The following is a 17,519-nucleotide window of genomic DNA, read 5'->3' on the forward strand; positions in this document are numbered from 1 at the left end:
GCTACTGGGCTGAAGCGAGAGGGCTCGGGCCGATGCGGCCCTGCTCGGCAGTGACGCGGGTACCAGGGCGGGCGCGGTGCAGGCCGCCGATGATCACGCGGTCCTCCGGCGTCAGGCCGGTGCGGACCACGCGCATCCCATCCACCAGCGGGCCGAGTTGCACGGGGCGTGGCGCGACCGTGCCGTCGGGCGCGACGGTCAGCACCATGCGGCCGGACTGGTCCGCCAGGATCGCCGCATCCGGCACCATCAAGGCCGGGCTGCTGCCAGCAAAGAGGCGGAGCCGCGCAAAGCTGCCCGGCGTCAGGAAGAGATCGGGATTCGGCACGATGGCGCGGCCGCGAATGGTGCCGCTGCGCGCATCGAAGGTGCTGTCCACGAAGTCCAGCCGTCCCTCATGCGCGAACTCCGTCTCGTCGAGCAGCCTGAGCTGAACGGTCATGCCGCCCTCGCCGCCCGCTCCGCGCATGCCGCCGCGAGCCGCACGGGCGTAGCGGAGGTACTGTGCCTCGCTGGCGTCGAAGGTGGCGTAGACCGCATCGAGCGCGACTAGCGTCGTCAGCAGCGTCTCGCCGGCCCGCACGAGGTTGCCGGCATCCGCCCTTCGGTCGCTGACGCGTCCCGGCCGCGGTGCACGGATCTCGCTGAACTCTAGGTCGAGCTCGGCCTGGCGGAGCGCAGCCTGCGCCGCGGCGAGGCCGGCCTGCGCCTCGCGCAGCGCGCTCCGGCGCGTGTCCATCTCGGACTCCGGCGCGATGCGCTGCGCGGTCAGCGGCGCGTATCGCTGCACCTGCTGCTCGGCCAGGGTGAGCCGGGCCTCGGCGCGCGCCAACTCGGCCCGGGCGCTGTCCACCGCGATGCGGAATGGACGCTGGTCGAGGGTGAAGAGCAGGTCGCCCGCGCGGACGAGCGCACCATCACGGAAATGGACCTGCTCCACCTGGCCGGAGACGCGGGGGCGGATCTCGACCCGGGCGGAAGGCTCGATGCGGGCCGTGTGCTCGTCCCACAGCGTCACCTCGCGGGAGAGCGGGGCGGCGGCAGTCACGGTGGGCGCGGGCCCACCCTGGGCGGCGGCGGGCTGAGGCGCGGCGGTGCCCGCCATTAGGGCCGCCACCGCCGCCACGCGCAGGATCGCGGCGCGAGATCGGGTGGGATTCAGCACGGCCAGCCAAGGACTTGCGCCGTTCGGCGTCTTGAAATCGGGGGGGACCATTGCCATTCTCCAGGGCCAGATGATACCGACCGGTTCGTCACAACGTAAGCGACCGGTCAGTATCATCAAGGGATCGAGTTGAGCTATCTGTTTTTCCGGTGGCCGAAGGAGACACGCTCACATGGCCAGCGCGACGGCCGGCAAGCCGAAGGCGGCGGATCGCATCCAATCCGCCGCCAAGGAACTGTTCTACCGGCAGGGGATCCGCGCGACCGGCGTGGAGGAGGTCTGCCGCGTCGCCGACGCGACGAAGATGAGCCTCTACCGGACCTATCCCAGCAAGGATGCGCTGGTCGCCGCGGTGCTCTGCGACGATGCCGCCTGCTACGACGAGTGGTTCGCGGAGGTGACCCGCGGGGCGACGGACGCGGCCGGCAAGTTGCGGGCGCTGATCGCGGCGATCGCGGAGCGGCTGCAGGTGCCGGATTACCGTGGCTGCCCGATGCTGCTGGCGCAGGCGGAGTTCCCGGACCCGACCCACCCGACGCACCGCCTCGTCGCGGAGTTCAAGGGGCGGGCACGCGCGTCCATCGCGGGACTGGCCGGCGAGGCAGGGGCGGCGGATCCCGAGCTTCTCGCCGACACGCTTGCCATGCTGATGGACGGCGCCTGGGCCACGCTGTCCTATCTGGGCGGCGCCCGGGCGGCCGAGGTGTTGCGGAACGCTGCGGAGCGCGCGTTGCGGGACGCGCTGGAGTAGCGCCGCAGCGCAACCTCGCGCTTTCGGAGAGCGGCTCGCGGCCGATGGCCACGACGACCATGAGTGTGCCTGGATGGTGTGAGGCGTGTTCATGATGCCGCGGAGCATGGCACGCGCATGTTTCGCGACGATGCCGATCTCCGGGTGTTCGTGTTTCGCGTATGACAGGCGTCACACCGGCGAGCCTGTCCGCTGACACGAACAGCACATCAGTAGCGGTAGCCCCTTCGGGGAAACGATGGCCCGCCCTATGCGCGGCGTCGCGGTAACCTGCGACGACTTGGAACGGGCGGGACGCGCGCCCCCGTGCTAGGCCCGGATCCACGTCTCGGAGAAAGCCAGCATGGCCGTCGAGATGCGATGACCCGCGATCTCGCGTGGCACAGGCATGCCAGGCCGCCGCTGCCCATTGACGGTGACCGCAGCGGCATCACAGCCCACGAACAGGCTCGGCATGTGGTGTCGCCCTGTCGCGGATCGAGCGGGCGGCAGCGCAAAGCAGAAGGGCTTCCCGAGGCCGGACCACTCCAATCTGACCGTCAGCTCGCCGGCGCTCACCGTCTCAGCGTAGCGGGCGATCGCGTCGCCATCCGACGCAACGCTGTCCAGGTGGCGATACTGAAGCGCCTGCAGCCCTGGCAGACCCCGCCAGGCGCCGAAATGCGAAACGAAATCGGAAACCAGCCAGCGCGCCAACGGCTCGTTGTCGGTGATGCAGAGATTGGCGCGGCCGGCCCCAGGGGTCGCGTCCTGGGGCGACTGCATGAGCACCAAGGCGTGGCCGCGTCCATGCGGCGAGAGCACCACGCGAAAGAACGATGCGAGGGTCGTGAAGGGCCCGTCCGGCGTTTCCTTCAGCGAGATGCCCGGGTTCTCGCCCGACCACTCGACGGTACCTGGAAAGACATGCGTCTCCTCCATCGGTCGATCCTCCCCGCGTTGATGCGCCGAGGTTGCGCTTCAGGGCGAGACAGATCAATGGCGCCGCGGCTCGACATCGGCGCGAAGAGTCACACTCGCCGGCATCCGTCCTCCCGCGGGTTTCCGCATGGACGCGACCTACCCATATGCAGGGGATGATCCCCCTTTCCGTTCTCGACCTCTCCCCGGTGCCCGAAGGCAGCCACACCGGCCAGGCGCTGCGCAACTCGCTCGATCTCGCAAGGCACGCTGAAGCGTTCGGGTATCGGCGCTTCTGGATGGCCGAGCACCACAACATGCCCGGTATCGCCAGCGCCGCGACCGCGGTCGCCCTGGCCCACGTCGCAGCCGCAACGCAGCGCATCCGCATCGGCGCGGGCGGCATCATGCTGCCGAACCACGCCCCGCTGGTCGTCGCCGAGCAGTTCGGGACGCTCGCCGCGCTGCATCCAGCCCGCGTGGACCTCGGGCTGGGTCGCGCACCTGGCACCGACCAGATTGCCGCTCGCGCCCTGCGCAGGAACCCGGCTGCCGATGCGGACGAGTTCCCACAGGATGTCCTCGAGCTTCTCGCCTACTTCCAGCCTGCCGAGCCCGGCCAGGCCTTGCAGGCGGTCCCGGGCGCGGGCGAGGACGTCGAGGTCTGGATCCTGGGATCGAGCACCTTCGGCGCGCAGCTGGCGGCCCATCTCGGGCTCCCCTACGCCTTCGCCTCGCATTTCGCCCCTGCACAGATGATGCAGGCCATCGCTCTGTACCGTGAGCGCTTCCGCCCGTCGGAGCGGCTCGCGGCACCTTACGTCATGCTCGGCCTGAATGTGTTCGCGGCGGAGACGGATATCGAGGCGCGGCGCCTCTTCTCCTCCTTGCAGCAGGCCTTCCTGAATCTGCGCCGTGGGCGGCCGGGGAAGCTGCCGCCCCCCGTGGATGGACTCGACGCGCAACTGGACCCTCATGCCCGCGCCATGCTCGATCATGCACTGGCCTGTTCGGTTGTCGGCGCGCCGGAAACGGTGCGGCGGGGGCTGGCGGATTTCGTCGCACGCACGGGCACGGACGAGTTGATGGTCACCGCGCAGATCCATGACCATGCTGCCCGCCTGCGGTCCTTCGAGATCCTTGCCGACGCCCACGCCTCCGCGGCCGCATCGGCAGCGTAGCGGCATCCACCAGTCCAACGCGGGAAGCGACCGATGCACAACGCCATGCCGGATGCTCATGACCTGCTCGCTGCCGAGCGCTTCCTTGCGGCCGAAGCGAGGATCGCAGCCCTCTTCGAGCGGACCGAGGAAGCCATTGCGCCCCTGCTGCGCAGCATGCGGGCTACAGGGCGTACGACCTACGTCACCGATCCCGAACGTGGCGTGATCTGGGGACACGCCTTTCTCCGGGCGCCCTACGCCCCGAGCGTCGAGGCCGAGTGGTTCGTGGGATGGGGCCTTCGATTTCCTGACGGAGGAAGCGGCTGGGAGGCTGCTGATCCACGCCTCCCGACCACGCCGCATGCCATCGTGGTCGTCGGCGCGAGTGGCACGCCCGGCGGCTCGCCGGGAGCGGCGCTGCGGGCTCGTCTGCCCGAGGGCTGGTCGGTGGTCGGCGGAGAGGCGGCATTCGTCGCAGCGTCGCGGCCGCTGCTCGAACTGCCAGCAGAACCGGACACTCTGGCTGCGGCGCTGGCCAGCTGGACAGCTGAACGGATTGGCGAACTCAGGTCATTCCTCCCGAGCCTGGCCTCGGCTTGCCCAGGCTAGCCCGCGATCGGCCTGAGTGTGCTCACCGAAGGTGGGCACGCCAGGCCGTGAATCGCCGGGCCAGGAAAAGCTGGACCCGTATCGGGCTGACGACAGTCAGCCCCATACGGGTCTAGCCGAAGGTTGCGCTGTAGAGGGCCAATCCAGGCGACGTGGTCTCGAGCTCCATGACCTGCTCGCCGTAACGCGTGCCGTCTACGACGGTGTAGAGAGCGGGCCAGCCGACGCGGATACTGCGCCACTCCTCCGTCCCGGACCTCACACGCAGCGTGGCGCCGTCCGGCGCGCCCGCGACAAGGTGGACTTTCGCGGCGGAGTAGCGCAGCCGCAGCTTGCCCTGGCCGGATCGCAGCACCAGTGGCTCGCCGTCCCTCGCCCAGTCTCCGTCGAGTTCGTAGTGGTTCAGCCGCGGTCCGTGCGGGGTGAAGGCGTAGGTCCCAAGGCCTTGTCGAGGCGACTGCCCGGGCTCCTGTGGCGTCGGGTGAATTCCGCCGAAATAGATCTCGGGCGAGCCGACGCGGGAAAGGTCCATGTCGTCCGGCGGGTTCCGCGGCACCACCTCCGGCGAGAGGCCGAGCAGCCCGCGAATGGTCCGCTCCATCTCCATCGCGTGGCCTTCGCCTTCGCGGAGCATAACGATCCGCGCTTCCCGATCGAGGATGTAGAAGCTCGGCCAGGCCCGGTTGCTCCAGGCCTGCCAGGTCCGGTAGTCGTTGTCCTGGCCGACGGGAAAGCGGATGCCGTACTCGCGAAGCGCAAGCTCCACATTCGGGCGGAGGTGCTCGAAGCGGAATTCCGGCGTGTGAATGCCGACGACCTCGAGGCCGGCAGGCCCGTATTCCTCGTGCCAGCGCTTGATGTAGGTCATCGAGCGCAGGGCGTAGATGCAAGTGTAGGTCCAGAAGTTCACCGGGCCGACCTTGCCACGCAACACCCCGGCATCGAGCGGCGCCGCGACATTCAGCCATTGGCCGGCCAGGAATGGCGGCGCTGCCGTTCCCGCAGCGCGCGACGGTCGAGTGAGCGATCCCACCGTGATGGCCCCGGACGCGAGCCCCGATTTCAGAAGGTCTCGACGGTGCACGGCACATGTCCTCCGGAGGTCGCGCAACCCTGTGGCTGCCATGATCCGGCCATCCTCGTCGTCAGAATAAGGGACGACCCTCTTCAGGTCTTTGGTAGGTCGGCCCCGGACGATGCCTCGGACGTCGCTCGGCTCGGCAGGCCACGAGGTCTTCGCGCTGCGCGCGCCTCCTTGGCGTCCCGTACGGGATTCGAACCCGTGCTGCCAACGTGGTACCACAAATATTAGTGGTTACATTGATTTGGCGTGGACCCCACACCCATGCCGCTGGCGCGCGCAAGGGGCTGTGGGCTGGACCCACAACGGGCCTAGTTGAGCGGAAAATGGCAAAGCCCCTGGCCGCGCCAACGCCCGCGGGCGGCTGTGCGCTTGGGCTTCTCCGGAGCAGCGGACCCAACACCCGACCAAGAAGTACGTAGCTCGGCCGTTATCGGGTTCGAATCGACGGAACAGGCCGGAACATGTCGCAAGTTTCTGTCGGATTGGTCATGACGCACCTGTCTCCAGCTACCATGCCCGATTGGCGAGCTGTAACTTACGAAGTTCTCCGAGAACCCGGCAGCCTTGCCCGCGTCCTCGCCGCCCTGTTCCCGGACGCTGAGTACATCGGATCAATCGAGTGGGGCTGCGTGCCCTTCTGGGCACCGCCCTATTTGCGAGGACGGGCCGGCATCTGGTTCCGGAGTGAGTGGGTGCGCGCATGCAATCGCGCGATGCGTGACGCCCCCGTGCATGTCCTGCGAGCCGAGCAGCAGTACCTCGTCAGCGCCTATGACGGCTCCTGGCGGAACCACGCGGGCAGCCAGCGCGGCCGCGACCTCGTCTCCCTCGCGGCGCTGCGCTGGTCGTGTCCCTACGGACAGGCGGCGCATCGCGTCGCGCGCCTGATCGGCCTCGATGGCGTCCCGGCCCTGAAGACGGATGCAGGTCGTGGCTGACGACTTCGCAACTCTGTTCGAGGAGGCCAAGGCGCAGCTGGGCAGTGGTGCTTGGGGCGAGCCCGACCGCAGCGTCGCCATCCGCGACGCAATGCCAACACCGCCCTGGCCGCAGCACCTCTTTGTGGGTGATTGGGGCAGCTACATTGAGGAGACGGCCGCGACCACCAGTTCGCCACCCGACTACGTTGGACTCGGCTTGTTCGAGGCCAGCGCGGCACTGATCGGCAACGCGCGATGGGGCTCGCCGCGTCCCGGGTGGGCCGAGCCCACGGTGCTGTGGGGGGCCGCAGTCGGACGTCCATCCTCCAGCAAGACGCCCCCGCTGCTAGCCGTGATGAACGTCGTCAGGCGCATCGAGGTGGAGGCAAACAACGATTGGGAAGATCGCCGCGCAGGCCACCGGAAGCAGAAGGAGGTCGCGAAGCTCGCCCGCGAGCAGTGGGAGGCCGATGTCCGGAGCGCTATGAAGGACCGCAAGGCGGCGCCGGATGAACCGAAAGAATCCCGCGAGCCGGAGCCGCTGTCGAAGCGGCGCTTCATCTCCACCGATACGACGACAGAGAAAGCAGCGCGACTCTCGGCGACGAATCCCCTCGGCCTCATCAACTACCGTGACGAGCTTGCTGGTTGGCTGTCCAGCATGGATCGCTACAGCGGGGCTGCGGGCGCCGACCGTGCCTTCTGGCTGCAAGCCTGGAACGGCACCTTCTGGACGAAGGACCGGGTGAAGGATGGCGAGGACGAAATCTCCGTCCGCCACCTGAGTTGGAGCATCGTGGGCGGCATCACGCCCGACCGCCTTGCCTCGCTGATGCTTTCGGGCGACGACGACGGCTTGTCGGCGCGCTTCCTCTACGTCTGGCCCGACGCTCAAGAGCCGACTGACCTCGACGTTGAGCCGCCAACCCATATCCTGCTCGACGCCCTCCGCAAGCTCGCGGAGATCGAGTGGGACGCTCCGGAACCGACGATACTGCAGTTCACGCCGGAAGCGCGCTCGATGATGTTGGAGTGGCGCAAGCGCGTGTTCCAAATGGCGCAGGACGCGACTGGCATCTACGGATCGTGGCTGGGCAAGCTCCCCGGCATGGCACTTCGGCTCAGCGTGATCTTCGCCCACCTCACTGCAACCGGGCTGGGCGTAGCCCTGCCACAGGAGGTCAACGCCGACGACCTCCGCCGGGCATGCGAGTTCCTGGCCGACTACGCCATCCCGATGACCAAGCGAACCTTCGGCCAAGCCGTACTGCCAGTGGCCGAGCAGGACGCCCGTGCGCTCGCCCGCTGGTACCTCCGCCAGCCCCCGCCTCGCCCCCGCATCCTAAACGCCCGTGCCCTGGTCCGGACGACCAACGGGCTAAACATTCCGACGCCTGAGCGCATGGAGGCCGCCCTCGTCAACTTGGCCGAAGCCGACACGGGCTGGTGCCGCCGCGTGACGGCAAGTGGCCCAGCGGGAGGGAGGCCGCGGAAGGATTTCGAGGTAAACCCAAAGTTGCTGGGAGAAGGGGGCTCCTGACGCCTGACTCTGTTTTTCTCGCCCCCACTAACGCTGTCAAAACTGCCAAACCCGCCCAAACCCTCGCCGTGGTTGTGCATCAACAGGTACGCGCGCTATGGCGGTTTTGCCAGTTTTGGCAGTTTTGGCAGTCTGGACAATTTTGGCAATTTTGGCAGTTTTGGCAATTTTGGCAATTTTGGCAATTTTGGCAATTTTGGCAATTTTGGCAATCAAATGGACTCTGTCGCTCGTTGCTTGCAAGATTGCTAATCATGGCGGTGCGAAGAGCCTGGCACCGAGCAGATCGAGCTTGCCGCGGCCTCATGCTGAGATGACGAACGTGCGGTGGGCTGGCGCCACCTGCCGCTCGACTGACTTCCCGCCGTGGCAGAGTAAGCGTGCACTGACGACTACGGCGTGCTGGCCTTGCCTTGGTTCAGTCTGCGTCGGGCCGCAGCAAGAGGTTTGCCGAACTGCGTCTCGAGGTCGGCCAGATCAAGGTATGCGTCAGCCTGCGCCCTCAAACTATCGGCGATCATCGACCCGTCTGGCGCTCTGGTCGTCGAAACACTGACTACACGGGCACCGTGTCGGCGCTGGACGTAATCAACGGCCGGCGTCATGTCACCGTCGCCGGTCACGAGCACGAGCTGCGCAACATGCTCGGCTGCCTCCACCATTGCGACCGTTAGCTCGACCGCACTGCTGAATCTAAGCCGACGCCGGCCTGTTTCCGGCTCTGTCCATTCGCGAGCCAACTTGACACGTACGATGTAGCCGTTGAAACCAAGCCACCGCACAAGGCCCAGCAGCGGATTCTCGCGATCGGCACCGACTTCGTCTTGCAGCGCCGTGCAGTACACCAACCGGCGCAAGTTCGTGCTGCCCGCCGCTACAGTCGCTTCGTCGAGCCATGCCGGGAACAGCTTGTAATCGACGTCCCAGCCGAGCGCGCGGGTGGCTGCGTAGAAATGCGGCCCGTCAATTATAGCGACGGTCGGCAGGCGTGCGAACATGAGCACCGATACCACAGAACAGGTGCTCTGCGGTGCAGGACTCGCCGTCGAACGCGCCGGTGACGAAAGAGACATTTTCCTTGAACGAGAAAGACGCCGCCGGTATATCAACTGTGCCGCGTGGTTGATCGCCGCTTTTCAGTGAGCACGCGGGATTTTATTTCAATTTTTTAGCGAGTATTTCAGCAATGTCTTTGAATCGCGCGGCCCGCCGGGCTGCAGCCGCACAAGCGCGGCCCATCACCATCTCTATGTATGACTTGTTCGACGGTGCGGCGAGCGCTTCAATCGACGAGTTGGTTGACCGCTTCGTTAAGCGCCTCGAGGCGAGCGTCGGCGAGCCTGTTCCCGACGACAAGCTCGATTACGTCCGCAACATCGCGTACCTGGCCGTTGTCAACTTCGAGCGCGCCGAACGCGGGGAGACACCGCTTCGTACCGCCGTCCACCATTCTGACGATCAGATCCAAGCCGGCCGTGCTGCTCTGCCGCATTTCCTCCAGCGTGCCCGAAAAGCGGAAGGCAAAGCCACGCTAAAGTTGAAGCGCATGCTCGATGGCGTGCGAGCCGCGGAAATTGAGGCCGTGATCGTTTACGAGTCGCCGGCCGGCGCTCCTCGAGGCTGGCAAGCCGACATCATGTTCAGCCGTGCAATCGGCGGGTTCGGCGGGGATATTATCGGTACGACTGGCGACCGCCCGTGCGCAACCCGTAAGGAAGCGGAGGAGCAAATTGTCGACGCACTCGCCTGCGTTCTGGCCTGCATCGACGGGGTGGATGCGTGATGGGCGTCAACACGACACACCACCTGCGCATGTATGGGGTGACCGTCGACCTCGACGCTGCACGCTGCGGCTGGCTCGACGACGGGCCGTTCTCCAAGAGGGCTGCAGCCGAGTTCGTGCGCGAGCGTCCGGATGGCCCGAGCGACCGGCTTACACATGCGGAACGTCCGGACCTGTGGATTTCCTTTGAGGGGCCCGGTCCGCAGATCGAGACAGTGGCCGACTTCGCCGCCGGCCATCCAGCGCTGACGCTGGATTTCATCCGGTACGACCCGGATATCAACGCAGGCGAGCATCACCGGTACGAGGCTGGCGGTGGCAGCTTCATGCAGGAGTTCGACTACGCCTCCGGATACGAGTACGTCTACGGCGAGCCTGACCCGCTACTGGCCGGCGACAGTGACGAGACCGTCGACGACGATGCGGATGACGATCAGGAGGGTCACGAGATCCGACGCAACCAAGCCGTCGCAGCGTTCGATAAGATGATTCGCGGCGCCGACTTGCACATCGCAAACCTGACACAGCTGCTGGATGATTTGCAGCGCCAACGCGACCTCTACATCTCGGTGCGGAGTGGCCTCGTATGAGGTCGCAAACCCTGCCTGCGGGCCGGATCACCCGCATGCTCGATGTCAGCACGGCGCACATCGACGGCCGCGACAACGAGATCCTGACCGAATTGGCGCCTCGTGAGCATGGCGCTCGTCAGGGTGAGACGCCACCCTTTCGGGTTCTAGGGCACGGCTATGGTTTCATGGTGGATACGTACGCTGTGGACCTCGGGAAGGCGACCGCGGACGCACGGGCCCTTGGCCTTAGTGAACGCTTCCTCGCCGTACTCGACCACGCGCGCAGGCAGGACTGCCGCTGGGCGAATCTGGATATGGACGCCGATCCGAGCCCGGTGCTGGAGAACGGAAAGTGGTCATGATGCTTCTCCGTCTGCATTATCACTGTGAGTGCGGCCACACGTTCGAGGACTACTACACCGGCGAGGTGGACAACGAGTGCCCAGCCTGCGGTAGCGACCAATCAGTCACCTTCAGCGAGCGATCCAGCGTTCCGGAAAGTGAGCTCCGCTTTGTTCAAGCTGCCGTCGCGAAGTTTCCGGGCCGCGGCGGCTGGCCGACTTTGGCGCTGATCGCGTTAGGCCGCGAACTCTGCCGCGATAGTCCTCCCAGCGATGACGACATCGATGCTCTGAGAGCCGACCCGATGGTGGCACTGCAGACCGGCCATAAATTCCGTATAGCGGCAGCGGGCGTCCGAAACGGCGGTCGATCGACCTGAGGCGAGGGTCGTCCCTCTCGTCGGCTTTGGCGATGTAGACGCTTGCCGGCCACGGCAGAGAGTGGTGTCACAACTATAACTCCTCGCTGCATGCCTCGACCGCGCTCCGGTCTGCCCGGTCGAGGACGGCAAGCGCATCACCGCGCCGCCGTATCCCGATGCGCCTGAGCTGGTAAGGAGCGCCAGCACGACGACGGGCGGAATACCAAGCGCCAGGGCGAGGGCCTTCACGTCCGACACCTCCGCTGGGCGAAGGAGAGCGGCGGTCCCGACGGCGAGCGGGCTTCCAAAATCGCCGGCGCAGCCGCTCCGGCTTTGTGCCCCAGCCGGTGCGCCCGCATGCCATAGAGAGGTCCAGGATGCGCTGACGGCTGCCCGACAGCTGCGACGCTGCCGCACGGGTCATTCCGGATGAGCTACTTCTCCTGCTTCGCGTCGTGCGCCGGCGAGTGGCCGCCACCGAGCCTGGCGCGCGCATCATCGGCATCGATGAATTTGCGTGGAGGCGGGGCCAACGTATCCGTCGTCGTGACTCCACCTTGCGAAACGTCGTGCTGCTGATGCCGTGTCGCGTGACGGCATGCGGCGGAGGGCATGGCTCTGGTCATCGTGGCAGCGTCCGCGTCGCGCGCAGGGCGGCCTCGCTACCGCGGAATTAGGCAGGAAGCAGGCTCTCGATACGCCACCGAGGCCAGAAAAGCCTTGTTCGGTCGCGTAAACTGGTATCATCATTATACCCAACCGGAGGAAGCGGGCACGCGGCATGGTCTTGCGGGGCGCCCTGGTTGGGTGCGGGTTCTTCGCCAGAAACCATCTGGCCGCTTGGCGCGAGGTCGCCGGCGTCGAGATCGTCGCGACTTGCGACCTCCAGGCCGACAAGGCCGCCGCGCTTGCCGCCGAGTTCGCAATCCCGCGCAGTTACGCCGACGCGGCTGCGATGGCTGCTGAGGAACGCCTGGATTTCGTTGACGTCGTCACGACGGTCGAAAGCCACCGCGCGTTGGTCGAACTCTTCGCCCAGCATGGTGTCGCCGTGGTCTGCCAGAAGCCCTTCGCCCGCGACCTGGGCGAGGGACGCGCGATGGTCGAGGCCTGCGCCAGCGCCGGGGTGCCGATCATGGTGCATGAGAACTGGCGCTGGCAGGCGCCGCTGCTGGCGGTGAAGCAGGTGCTGGACTCCGGCGCGATCGGCTCGCCGCAGGTCGCCCGCATCGCCTTCCGCCACGCCTACGACATCTATTCGGGCCAGCCCTACCTCCTAAAGGAGACGCGGCTGGCGCTGATGGATATCGGAATCCATGTTCTGGATGTTGCGCGAAGCTGGCTTGGTGAGACGACGCGAATCGCCTGCCGCGCGCAGCGTATTGACCCGCGTGTCGCGGGCGAGGACAGCGTCTCCGTGCTGCTCGACCATGAAGGCGGCGCGCGGAGCTTCGTGGATTTCTGCTTCGCGACGCAGCTGCACCCCGACCCGTTCCCGCAGACGCTGGTGGACATCCAGGGCAGCGCCGGCCGACTGCGGCTCGGCCCGGATTTCCGGCTGACCGTTGCGACCCAGAATGGAACGCGCGAGAGCGTGGTGGACGCCGAGGTGCCGGCATGGGGAGCGCGGCCCTGGCATGTCATCCAGGACAGCGTGCGGCGGATCCAGCGCCACTGGGTGGAGTGTCTTCATGAACGCCGACCGGCCGCGACATCGGGCGCGGATAACCTTCGCACGCTGCAACTCGTGGAACTCGCTTATGCCAGCGCCGCCGCCGGCCGCGCGTTGCCAGTCGAGCCGCTACAATGACGGCGCTCCGGCACGCGGCAGAGGCGATCGCGGCCGGCGGCGTCGGCCGCTGCTTCTTCATCCATCTTGCCTGCGACGGCAGCGCGACGGAGCAAGACGCCGCGGTCGCGCTGGCGCTGGGGGAACGTGCCCTCGGGCCCGTCGCCGCGGTTGAGGCGCGCCGCGCTGCTGGCCCTTCCCTACTGCTGCAGGCTTGGCATGAGGGCGGCGGCATCGCGCAATTCGTCTTACGGGAGGCCCCGGAAGGCGGCGTAAGGCTCGACCTCGACGGCGAGACGGGATCGCTGCGGCTGAATGCCGCGGGGCGCCTTCTTCGCCACGCCGCCGGCACCGTGCAGCCCGTGGCACCGCAAGCAGCCGACATGCCCGGCGACGTCACGCGACTTGCCACCCTGATCCGCGCCGCACTCGCGCAGGACTGATCCAGCCCACCCGCCCGCGATCACGACGCGGCGCGAGAAGAATGACCAGGAACACAAGGAAGGAGGAGACGCATCATGATCACCATCAGCCGCCGTACATTCGGGAAGGGGCTCCTCGGCCTCGGCGCTGCTGGCCTCGCTAGCCCGGCCCTCGCGCAGGGTCGCACGACAGTGGAGCTCTTCGGCCTCGCTACCAATGGCTGGGACCCCGTGATCGACGGCTTTCAGCGCGACAACCCGAACGTCACCGTCCGTTGGACGCGTTTCGGCACGGACGAGATGAAGCAGGCGCTGCGCGTTGGCGCGGGATCGGGCCGCATGCCCGATGTCTGGTTCAACTGGGGTGGCAGCTTGGCTTCGCCCTACAACCAAGCCGGCCTGTCGCTGGACCTGACGCCGCGGCTCGGCGCGCTGGGCTTGAGCGAGACGCTGCTCCCGACGGCGCTGGAACTCGCAAGCGACCGCGGCAAGGTCTACGGCGTGCCGAACCGCATCGTCCCGATGAGCATCATCTACCGCAACGAGCTGATGGAGCGCGCCGGCGTCACCAGCCCGCCGCGCACCTTCGTCGAGCTCGAAGCCGCCTGTGACCGGCTCCGCGCGGCGCGCATCACGCCCTTCTCGCTGGGCGGCAAGTTCAGCTGGATGACCATGCGCTTCACCGACTTCTTCATGGAGCACTTCGCCGGGCCGGAGGAGCACGACCGCATCCTAGCTATGGAGAGCAGCTGGGATTCCGAACCTGTCGTGCGCGCCTTCACCAAGCTGCGGGAATGGGTGACCAAGGGCAACTTCAACCAGGGCTTCCTCAACATCGACCCCGCGACGAACATGCAGTTGGTCTACCAGGGCCGCGCCGCGATGGTCTTTGAGGTGCCGAACATCGAGATCACGCGCCTGGCGCGCGAGAACATCGACCCCCGCACCTACACCCCGATCATCGCGCCGAGCGACCACGCGAAGAAGCGCGTCTCGGGCTTCCAGCAGCAGCTCCAGGTCTCTTCGCGCGCGGCGCCGGAGGTGCAGGCGGCCGCCCTGGCCTATGCGACCTATGTCGTGAAGCCCGACCTCGCCGCTCAGCACATGCAGTCCATCGGCGGGCCGTCCGCGGTGCGCGGCGTGATGCCGGGTGAGAACTTCCCGTTGCAGCGGCAATGGGCGAACTGGCTGCAGAGCGAGGTCTCGCTTTATCTTCCTGGTGACCAGGCGCTGCCGCAGGAGATCGTCGCCGCCTATTTCGAGGCGCAGGATTCCGTCGTGCTCGGCACGCTCTCGCCCCGCGATGCGGCGAAGCAGGTCCAGCAGGCGATCACATCCTTCAAGTCGCGCCGGAACTGACGCGGCATGGGGGACAGCGCGACCGTCGTCGCGTCGTCTGCGGGCCTGGCGGCGCGGCGCGCCGCTCGCACGCCGCGGTCGCGCGCCGCCCGCCACCGACTGGCGGCGGCGGGCTTCCTGCTGCCCGCGCTGGCGATCTACCTGACCGTCATCGTCTATCCCCTGGTCTACTCCGCTTGGCTCAGCCTGCATGACTGGAACGGCGTCGCCGATACCATGACCTTCGTCGGCGGCGACAATTACCGGATCCTCCTGACGGAGAATCGCGTCTTCTGGATCGCGCTGAAGAACACCGCGGTCTGGACCGTCGTTGCCCTGACCGTGCCGACGACACTTGGCTTGCTGCTGGCGCTCGCGCTGAACCGTAAGCTGCGCGGCACCGCCTTTTACCGCGGCATCTACTACTTCCCAGCCATCCTCTCGATGAGCATCACCGGGCTGATCTTCACCTGGATCTACCACCCCACGCTCGGCTTCCTGAACCAGATGCTGGAATGGCTGGGCCTGTATGACTTGCAGACCGCCTGGCTGTCGGAGCCTTCCGTCGCGCTCTATGCCGTGATGGTAGCCGCCGCCTGGCACAATACCGGCCTGCCGATGCTGCTCTACCTCGCGGGGCTGCAGACCATCCCGCAGGAGGTGCTGGAAGCCGCCGAGGTGGACGGCGCAAGCCCTGTAAGGCGCTTTTTCAGCGTGACCCTGCCCATGCTGCGGGAGACGACCTTCGTCGTCCTCGCCATCACCTTCATCAACGCGCTGAAGGTCTACGACATCGTCTATGTCATGACCTTCGGCGGGCCCGCGAACACGACGCAGGTGCTCGGCACCTGGATGTACTTCCTGACTTACAACTTCAATCGCGTCGGCCTTGGCACCGCGATCGCCGTGATCCTCTTCGGCCTGACGCTGATCTTCGCCATTCCCTATCTTCGCCGCGTGGGACGCGACGCATGAGCGCGACCAGGCTGCCCCTGCCCATCGCCAGCTGCTCGCGCCAGCTGAAGCGCCGCGCGGGCGATGCGGCGCTCTACACCGCGCTGACACTCGGTGCCGTGGTCTGGATCGCGCCGGTCTTCCTGCTGGTCGTCACCGCGATGAAGTCGCCGGCGGAGTTCGCGCATAGCGACACCTTCGCATTGCCGCAGTCAATCGAGTGGGTGAACTTCGCCCGCGCCTGGAAGGCAGGTGTCGAGACCTACTTCGTCAATTCGCTTGGCATCACGCTGATCAAGGTGCCGGTCGGCGTGCTGCTCGCCGCCATGGCGTCCTTCGCGCTGGTCTTCATCCCGATGCGCCATTCGAAACGCATCTTCGGCCTGTTCCTCGTCGGGCTCGTCGTGCCGATCCAGATGACGCTGGTGCCGCTGACGATACTGCTGCGCAACCTCGGTCTAGTGGACAGCCTGGTAGGGTTGTTCTGGCTCTATCTCGGCTTCGGCCTGCCCTTTGGCATCCTGGTGCTGCGCGGCTTCATGCGCACCCTGCCGAAGGAGCTGATCGAGGCCGCGGTGATCGACGGCTGCTCCTGGTTCGGGGTCTTCCGCCGCATCGTCCTGCCGCTCTGCAAGCCTGCCATCGTGGCGCTGCTGATCTTCGACGGCATCTCGACCTGGAACGAGTTCATCCTGGCGCAGATCTTCCTGCGCACGAACAGCAACCGCACTCTGCCGCTCGGCCTGCTGAACTTCCAGACGGAGTTCTCCACGGCTTATGAGCTGCTCGCCGCGGCGCAACTGATGACCATCGCGCCGCTCGCCATCGTCTACCTCGTCTTCCAGCGGCACTTCGTGAACGGGCTCGCGGGCTCGGTGAAGGGCTGACGGATGCAGCACAACTAAAGGGGAACGCCCGAATGAGCCTGCCGCCCAGCAAGATGGTGCGCGTCATCCTGAACACCGACGCGAAGAACGAGGCGGACGATCAGTACGCCATCGTCCAGGCGCTGCTGACGCCGATGTTCGACCTGCACTGCATCATGCCCGCGCATTTCGGCCGCAAGAAGTCCGCGCACAGCCTGAAGGACAGCCACGACGAGGTGCAGCTGCTGCTCGACCTGATGGACCTCAAGGGCAAGGTGCGCGTGATCGACGGTGCCGAGGACACCATGCCCGACGAGCGCACCCCCGCGGATTCAGCCGGGGCGCGCTTCATCATCGAGCAGGTCATGAAGGACGATCCCCGTCCGCTGCACGTCGCCTTCCTCGGCCCGCTCACCGACATGGCGGCGGCGATCCTAATGGAGCCGCGGATCGTGAGCCGCAACGTCCGCGTGGTCTGGATCGGCGGCGGTGTCTGGCCTGTGGGCGGGCAGGAATACAACCTGTCCAACGACATCGCCGCGGCAAACGTCGTCTTCCGCTCCGGCATCGAGATTTGGCAGATCCCGAAGCCGCTCTACCGCGTCATGGCCGTCAGTTATGCCGAGCTGCGCGAGCGCGTGGAGCCGCATGGCCGGATTGGCAAGTACCTCGTCGAGCAGCTCATCGAGCACAACGCCCACCGGCCGGAGCCGCTGGAACACCGTTCGCTTGGCGACAGTCCGGCGATCGGCGTGATGATGTACCCGGAATGCGGCCAGTCAGACTGGCGCGCGGCGCCCGAGTTCAACGCGCTGATGAACTACGAGCACACCGGGCGGAATCGCACGGTCAAGGTCTACACCGACATCGACCAGCGCTACATCCACGAGGACTTCTTCGCCAAGCTGGCGCGCTTCAACCGCGGCGTGCAGGAGTTGGCGAAGTTCGACGGCTGAGGAG

21 protein-coding genes are annotated in these 17,519 nt (G+C 66.6%); 16 read left to right on the plus strand and 5 right to left on the minus strand.

Annotated elements, in window-relative coordinates:
• Position 1: 1 nt before the first annotated feature.
• The gene (locus ACLF3M_RS14270; RefSeq protein ID WP_430657606.1) at positions 2 to 1,222 is read right to left on the minus strand and encodes an efflux RND transporter periplasmic adaptor subunit; all 1,221 of its coding nucleotides are present in this window, start codon (positions 1,220 to 1,222) and stop codon (positions 2 to 4) included.
• Positions 1,223 to 1,337: 115 nt separating this feature from the next.
• Between ACLF3M_RS14270 and ACLF3M_RS14275 the strand changes: the two genes are divergently transcribed.
• Complete coding sequence (locus ACLF3M_RS14275; protein WP_430657607.1) at positions 1,338 to 1,916, plus strand: TetR/AcrR family transcriptional regulator; 579 nt, start codon at positions 1,338 to 1,340, stop codon at positions 1,914 to 1,916.
• A 309-nt stretch (positions 1,917 to 2,225) separates the two neighbouring features.
• On the opposite strand, the gene ACLF3M_RS14280 is transcribed toward ACLF3M_RS14275, so the two are convergent.
• Positions 2,226 to 2,837: a hypothetical protein gene (locus ACLF3M_RS14280; RefSeq protein WP_430657608.1), complete on the minus strand. Its 612-nt coding sequence runs from the start codon at positions 2,835 to 2,837 to the stop codon at positions 2,226 to 2,228.
• Positions 2,838 to 2,992: 155 nt separating this feature from the next.
• Here ACLF3M_RS14280 and ACLF3M_RS14285 point away from each other — a divergent pair, with 155 nt between their 5' ends.
• Together ACLF3M_RS14285 and ACLF3M_RS14290 are read left to right on the plus strand one after the other, a co-directional pair.
• Positions 2,993 to 3,997, plus strand: coding sequence for an LLM class flavin-dependent oxidoreductase (locus ACLF3M_RS14285; protein WP_430657668.1), 1,005 nt, complete (start codon positions 2,993 to 2,995; stop codon positions 3,995 to 3,997).
• A gap of 33 nt (positions 3,998 to 4,030) precedes the next feature.
• The gene (locus ACLF3M_RS14290; RefSeq protein ID WP_430657609.1) at positions 4,031 to 4,588 is read left to right on the plus strand and encodes a hypothetical protein; all 558 of its coding nucleotides are present in this window, start codon (positions 4,031 to 4,033) and stop codon (positions 4,586 to 4,588) included.
• Positions 4,589 to 4,700: 112 nt separating this feature from the next.
• Here the strand turns inward: ACLF3M_RS14290 and ACLF3M_RS14295 are convergent, their stop codons facing one another.
• A complete protein-coding gene (locus ACLF3M_RS14295) occupies positions 4,701 to 5,672 on the minus strand; it encodes a hypothetical protein (protein ID WP_430657610.1) in 972 nt (323 codons plus the stop codon).
• A gap of 713 nt (positions 5,673 to 6,385) precedes the next feature.
• On the opposite strand from ACLF3M_RS14295, the gene ACLF3M_RS14300 reads away from it, so the two are divergent.
• Together ACLF3M_RS14300 and ACLF3M_RS14305 are read left to right on the plus strand one after the other, a co-directional pair.
• Positions 6,386 to 6,610, plus strand: a complete 225-nt coding sequence (locus tag ACLF3M_RS14300; protein ID WP_430657611.1) for a hypothetical protein — start codon at positions 6,386 to 6,388, stop codon at positions 6,608 to 6,610.
• On the plus strand, positions 6,603 to 8,132 hold the full coding sequence (locus tag ACLF3M_RS14305) for a DUF3987 domain-containing protein (RefSeq protein ID WP_430657612.1): 1,530 nt from the start codon (positions 6,603 to 6,605) through the stop codon (positions 8,130 to 8,132). Before ACLF3M_RS14300 ends, ACLF3M_RS14305 begins: the two co-directional genes overlap by 8 nt.
• 36 nt (positions 8,133 to 8,168) lie before the next feature.
• On the opposite strand, the gene ACLF3M_RS14310 is transcribed toward ACLF3M_RS14305, so the two are convergent.
• The gene (locus ACLF3M_RS14310; protein WP_430657613.1) at positions 8,169 to 8,375 is read right to left on the minus strand and encodes a hypothetical protein; all 207 of its coding nucleotides are present in this window, start codon (positions 8,373 to 8,375) and stop codon (positions 8,169 to 8,171) included.
• Between the two features lie 149 nt (positions 8,376 to 8,524).
• Positions 8,525 to 9,130 (minus strand): NYN domain-containing protein, encoded by a 606-nt coding sequence (locus ACLF3M_RS14315; RefSeq protein WP_430657614.1) that lies wholly within the window; start codon positions 9,128 to 9,130, stop codon positions 8,525 to 8,527.
• On the opposite strand from ACLF3M_RS14315, the gene ACLF3M_RS14320 reads away from it, so the two are divergent.
• From ACLF3M_RS14320 to ACLF3M_RS14370, 11 genes are all read left to right on the plus strand, one after another.
• A complete protein-coding gene (locus ACLF3M_RS14320) occupies positions 9,129 to 9,275 on the plus strand; it encodes a hypothetical protein (protein ID WP_430657615.1) in 147 nt (48 codons plus the stop codon). The genes ACLF3M_RS14315 and ACLF3M_RS14320 overlap by 2 nt on opposite strands.
• 106 nt (positions 9,276 to 9,381) lie before the next feature.
• Complete coding sequence (locus ACLF3M_RS14325) at positions 9,382 to 9,915, plus strand: hypothetical protein (protein ID WP_430657616.1); 534 nt, start codon at positions 9,382 to 9,384, stop codon at positions 9,913 to 9,915.
• Positions 9,915 to 10,505 carry a hypothetical protein gene (locus tag ACLF3M_RS14330; protein ID WP_430657617.1) on the plus strand — a complete coding sequence of 197 codons (591 nt, stop codon included), beginning with the start codon at positions 9,915 to 9,917 and terminating at the stop codon, positions 10,503 to 10,505. Before ACLF3M_RS14325 ends, ACLF3M_RS14330 begins: the two co-directional genes overlap by 1 nt.
• 35 nt (positions 10,506 to 10,540) lie before the next feature.
• On the plus strand, positions 10,541 to 10,849 hold the full coding sequence (locus tag ACLF3M_RS14335) for a hypothetical protein (RefSeq protein ID WP_430657618.1): 309 nt from the start codon (positions 10,541 to 10,543) through the stop codon (positions 10,847 to 10,849).
• Positions 10,846 to 11,208, plus strand: a complete 363-nt coding sequence (locus tag ACLF3M_RS14340; protein WP_430657619.1) for a hypothetical protein — start codon at positions 10,846 to 10,848, stop codon at positions 11,206 to 11,208. Before ACLF3M_RS14335 ends, ACLF3M_RS14340 begins: the two co-directional genes overlap by 4 nt.
• A 763-nt stretch (positions 11,209 to 11,971) precedes the next feature.
• A complete protein-coding gene (locus ACLF3M_RS14345; protein WP_430657620.1) occupies positions 11,972 to 13,000 on the plus strand; it encodes a Gfo/Idh/MocA family protein in 1,029 nt (342 codons plus the stop codon).
• The gene (locus ACLF3M_RS14350; RefSeq protein ID WP_430657621.1) at positions 12,997 to 13,422 is read left to right on the plus strand and encodes a hypothetical protein; all 426 of its coding nucleotides are present in this window, start codon (positions 12,997 to 12,999) and stop codon (positions 13,420 to 13,422) included. Before ACLF3M_RS14345 ends, ACLF3M_RS14350 begins: the two co-directional genes overlap by 4 nt.
• A 75-nt stretch (positions 13,423 to 13,497) precedes the next feature.
• Entirely contained in the window at positions 13,498 to 14,760 is a 1,263-nt protein-coding gene (locus ACLF3M_RS14355; protein WP_430657622.1) for an extracellular solute-binding protein, read from the plus strand.
• A 6-nt stretch (positions 14,761 to 14,766) separates the two neighbouring features.
• Positions 14,767 to 15,714, plus strand: a complete 948-nt coding sequence (locus ACLF3M_RS14360; RefSeq protein ID WP_430657623.1) for a carbohydrate ABC transporter permease — start codon at positions 14,767 to 14,769, stop codon at positions 15,712 to 15,714.
• Positions 15,711 to 16,580 carry a carbohydrate ABC transporter permease gene (locus ACLF3M_RS14365; protein ID WP_430657624.1) on the plus strand — a complete coding sequence of 290 codons (870 nt, stop codon included), beginning with the start codon at positions 15,711 to 15,713 and terminating at the stop codon, positions 16,578 to 16,580. The genes ACLF3M_RS14360 and ACLF3M_RS14365 overlap by 4 nt, the downstream gene beginning before the upstream one ends.
• A gap of 32 nt (positions 16,581 to 16,612) precedes the next feature.
• The gene (locus ACLF3M_RS14370; protein WP_430657625.1) at positions 16,613 to 17,515 is read left to right on the plus strand and encodes a nucleoside hydrolase; all 903 of its coding nucleotides are present in this window, start codon (positions 16,613 to 16,615) and stop codon (positions 17,513 to 17,515) included.
• The last annotated feature ends 4 nt before the right edge of the window (positions 17,516 to 17,519 follow it).

The sequence above is a fragment of the Falsiroseomonas sp. HW251 genome, assembly GCF_050563545.1.
Taxonomy (GTDB): Bacteria; Pseudomonadota; Alphaproteobacteria; order Acetobacterales; family Acetobacteraceae; genus Falsiroseomonas.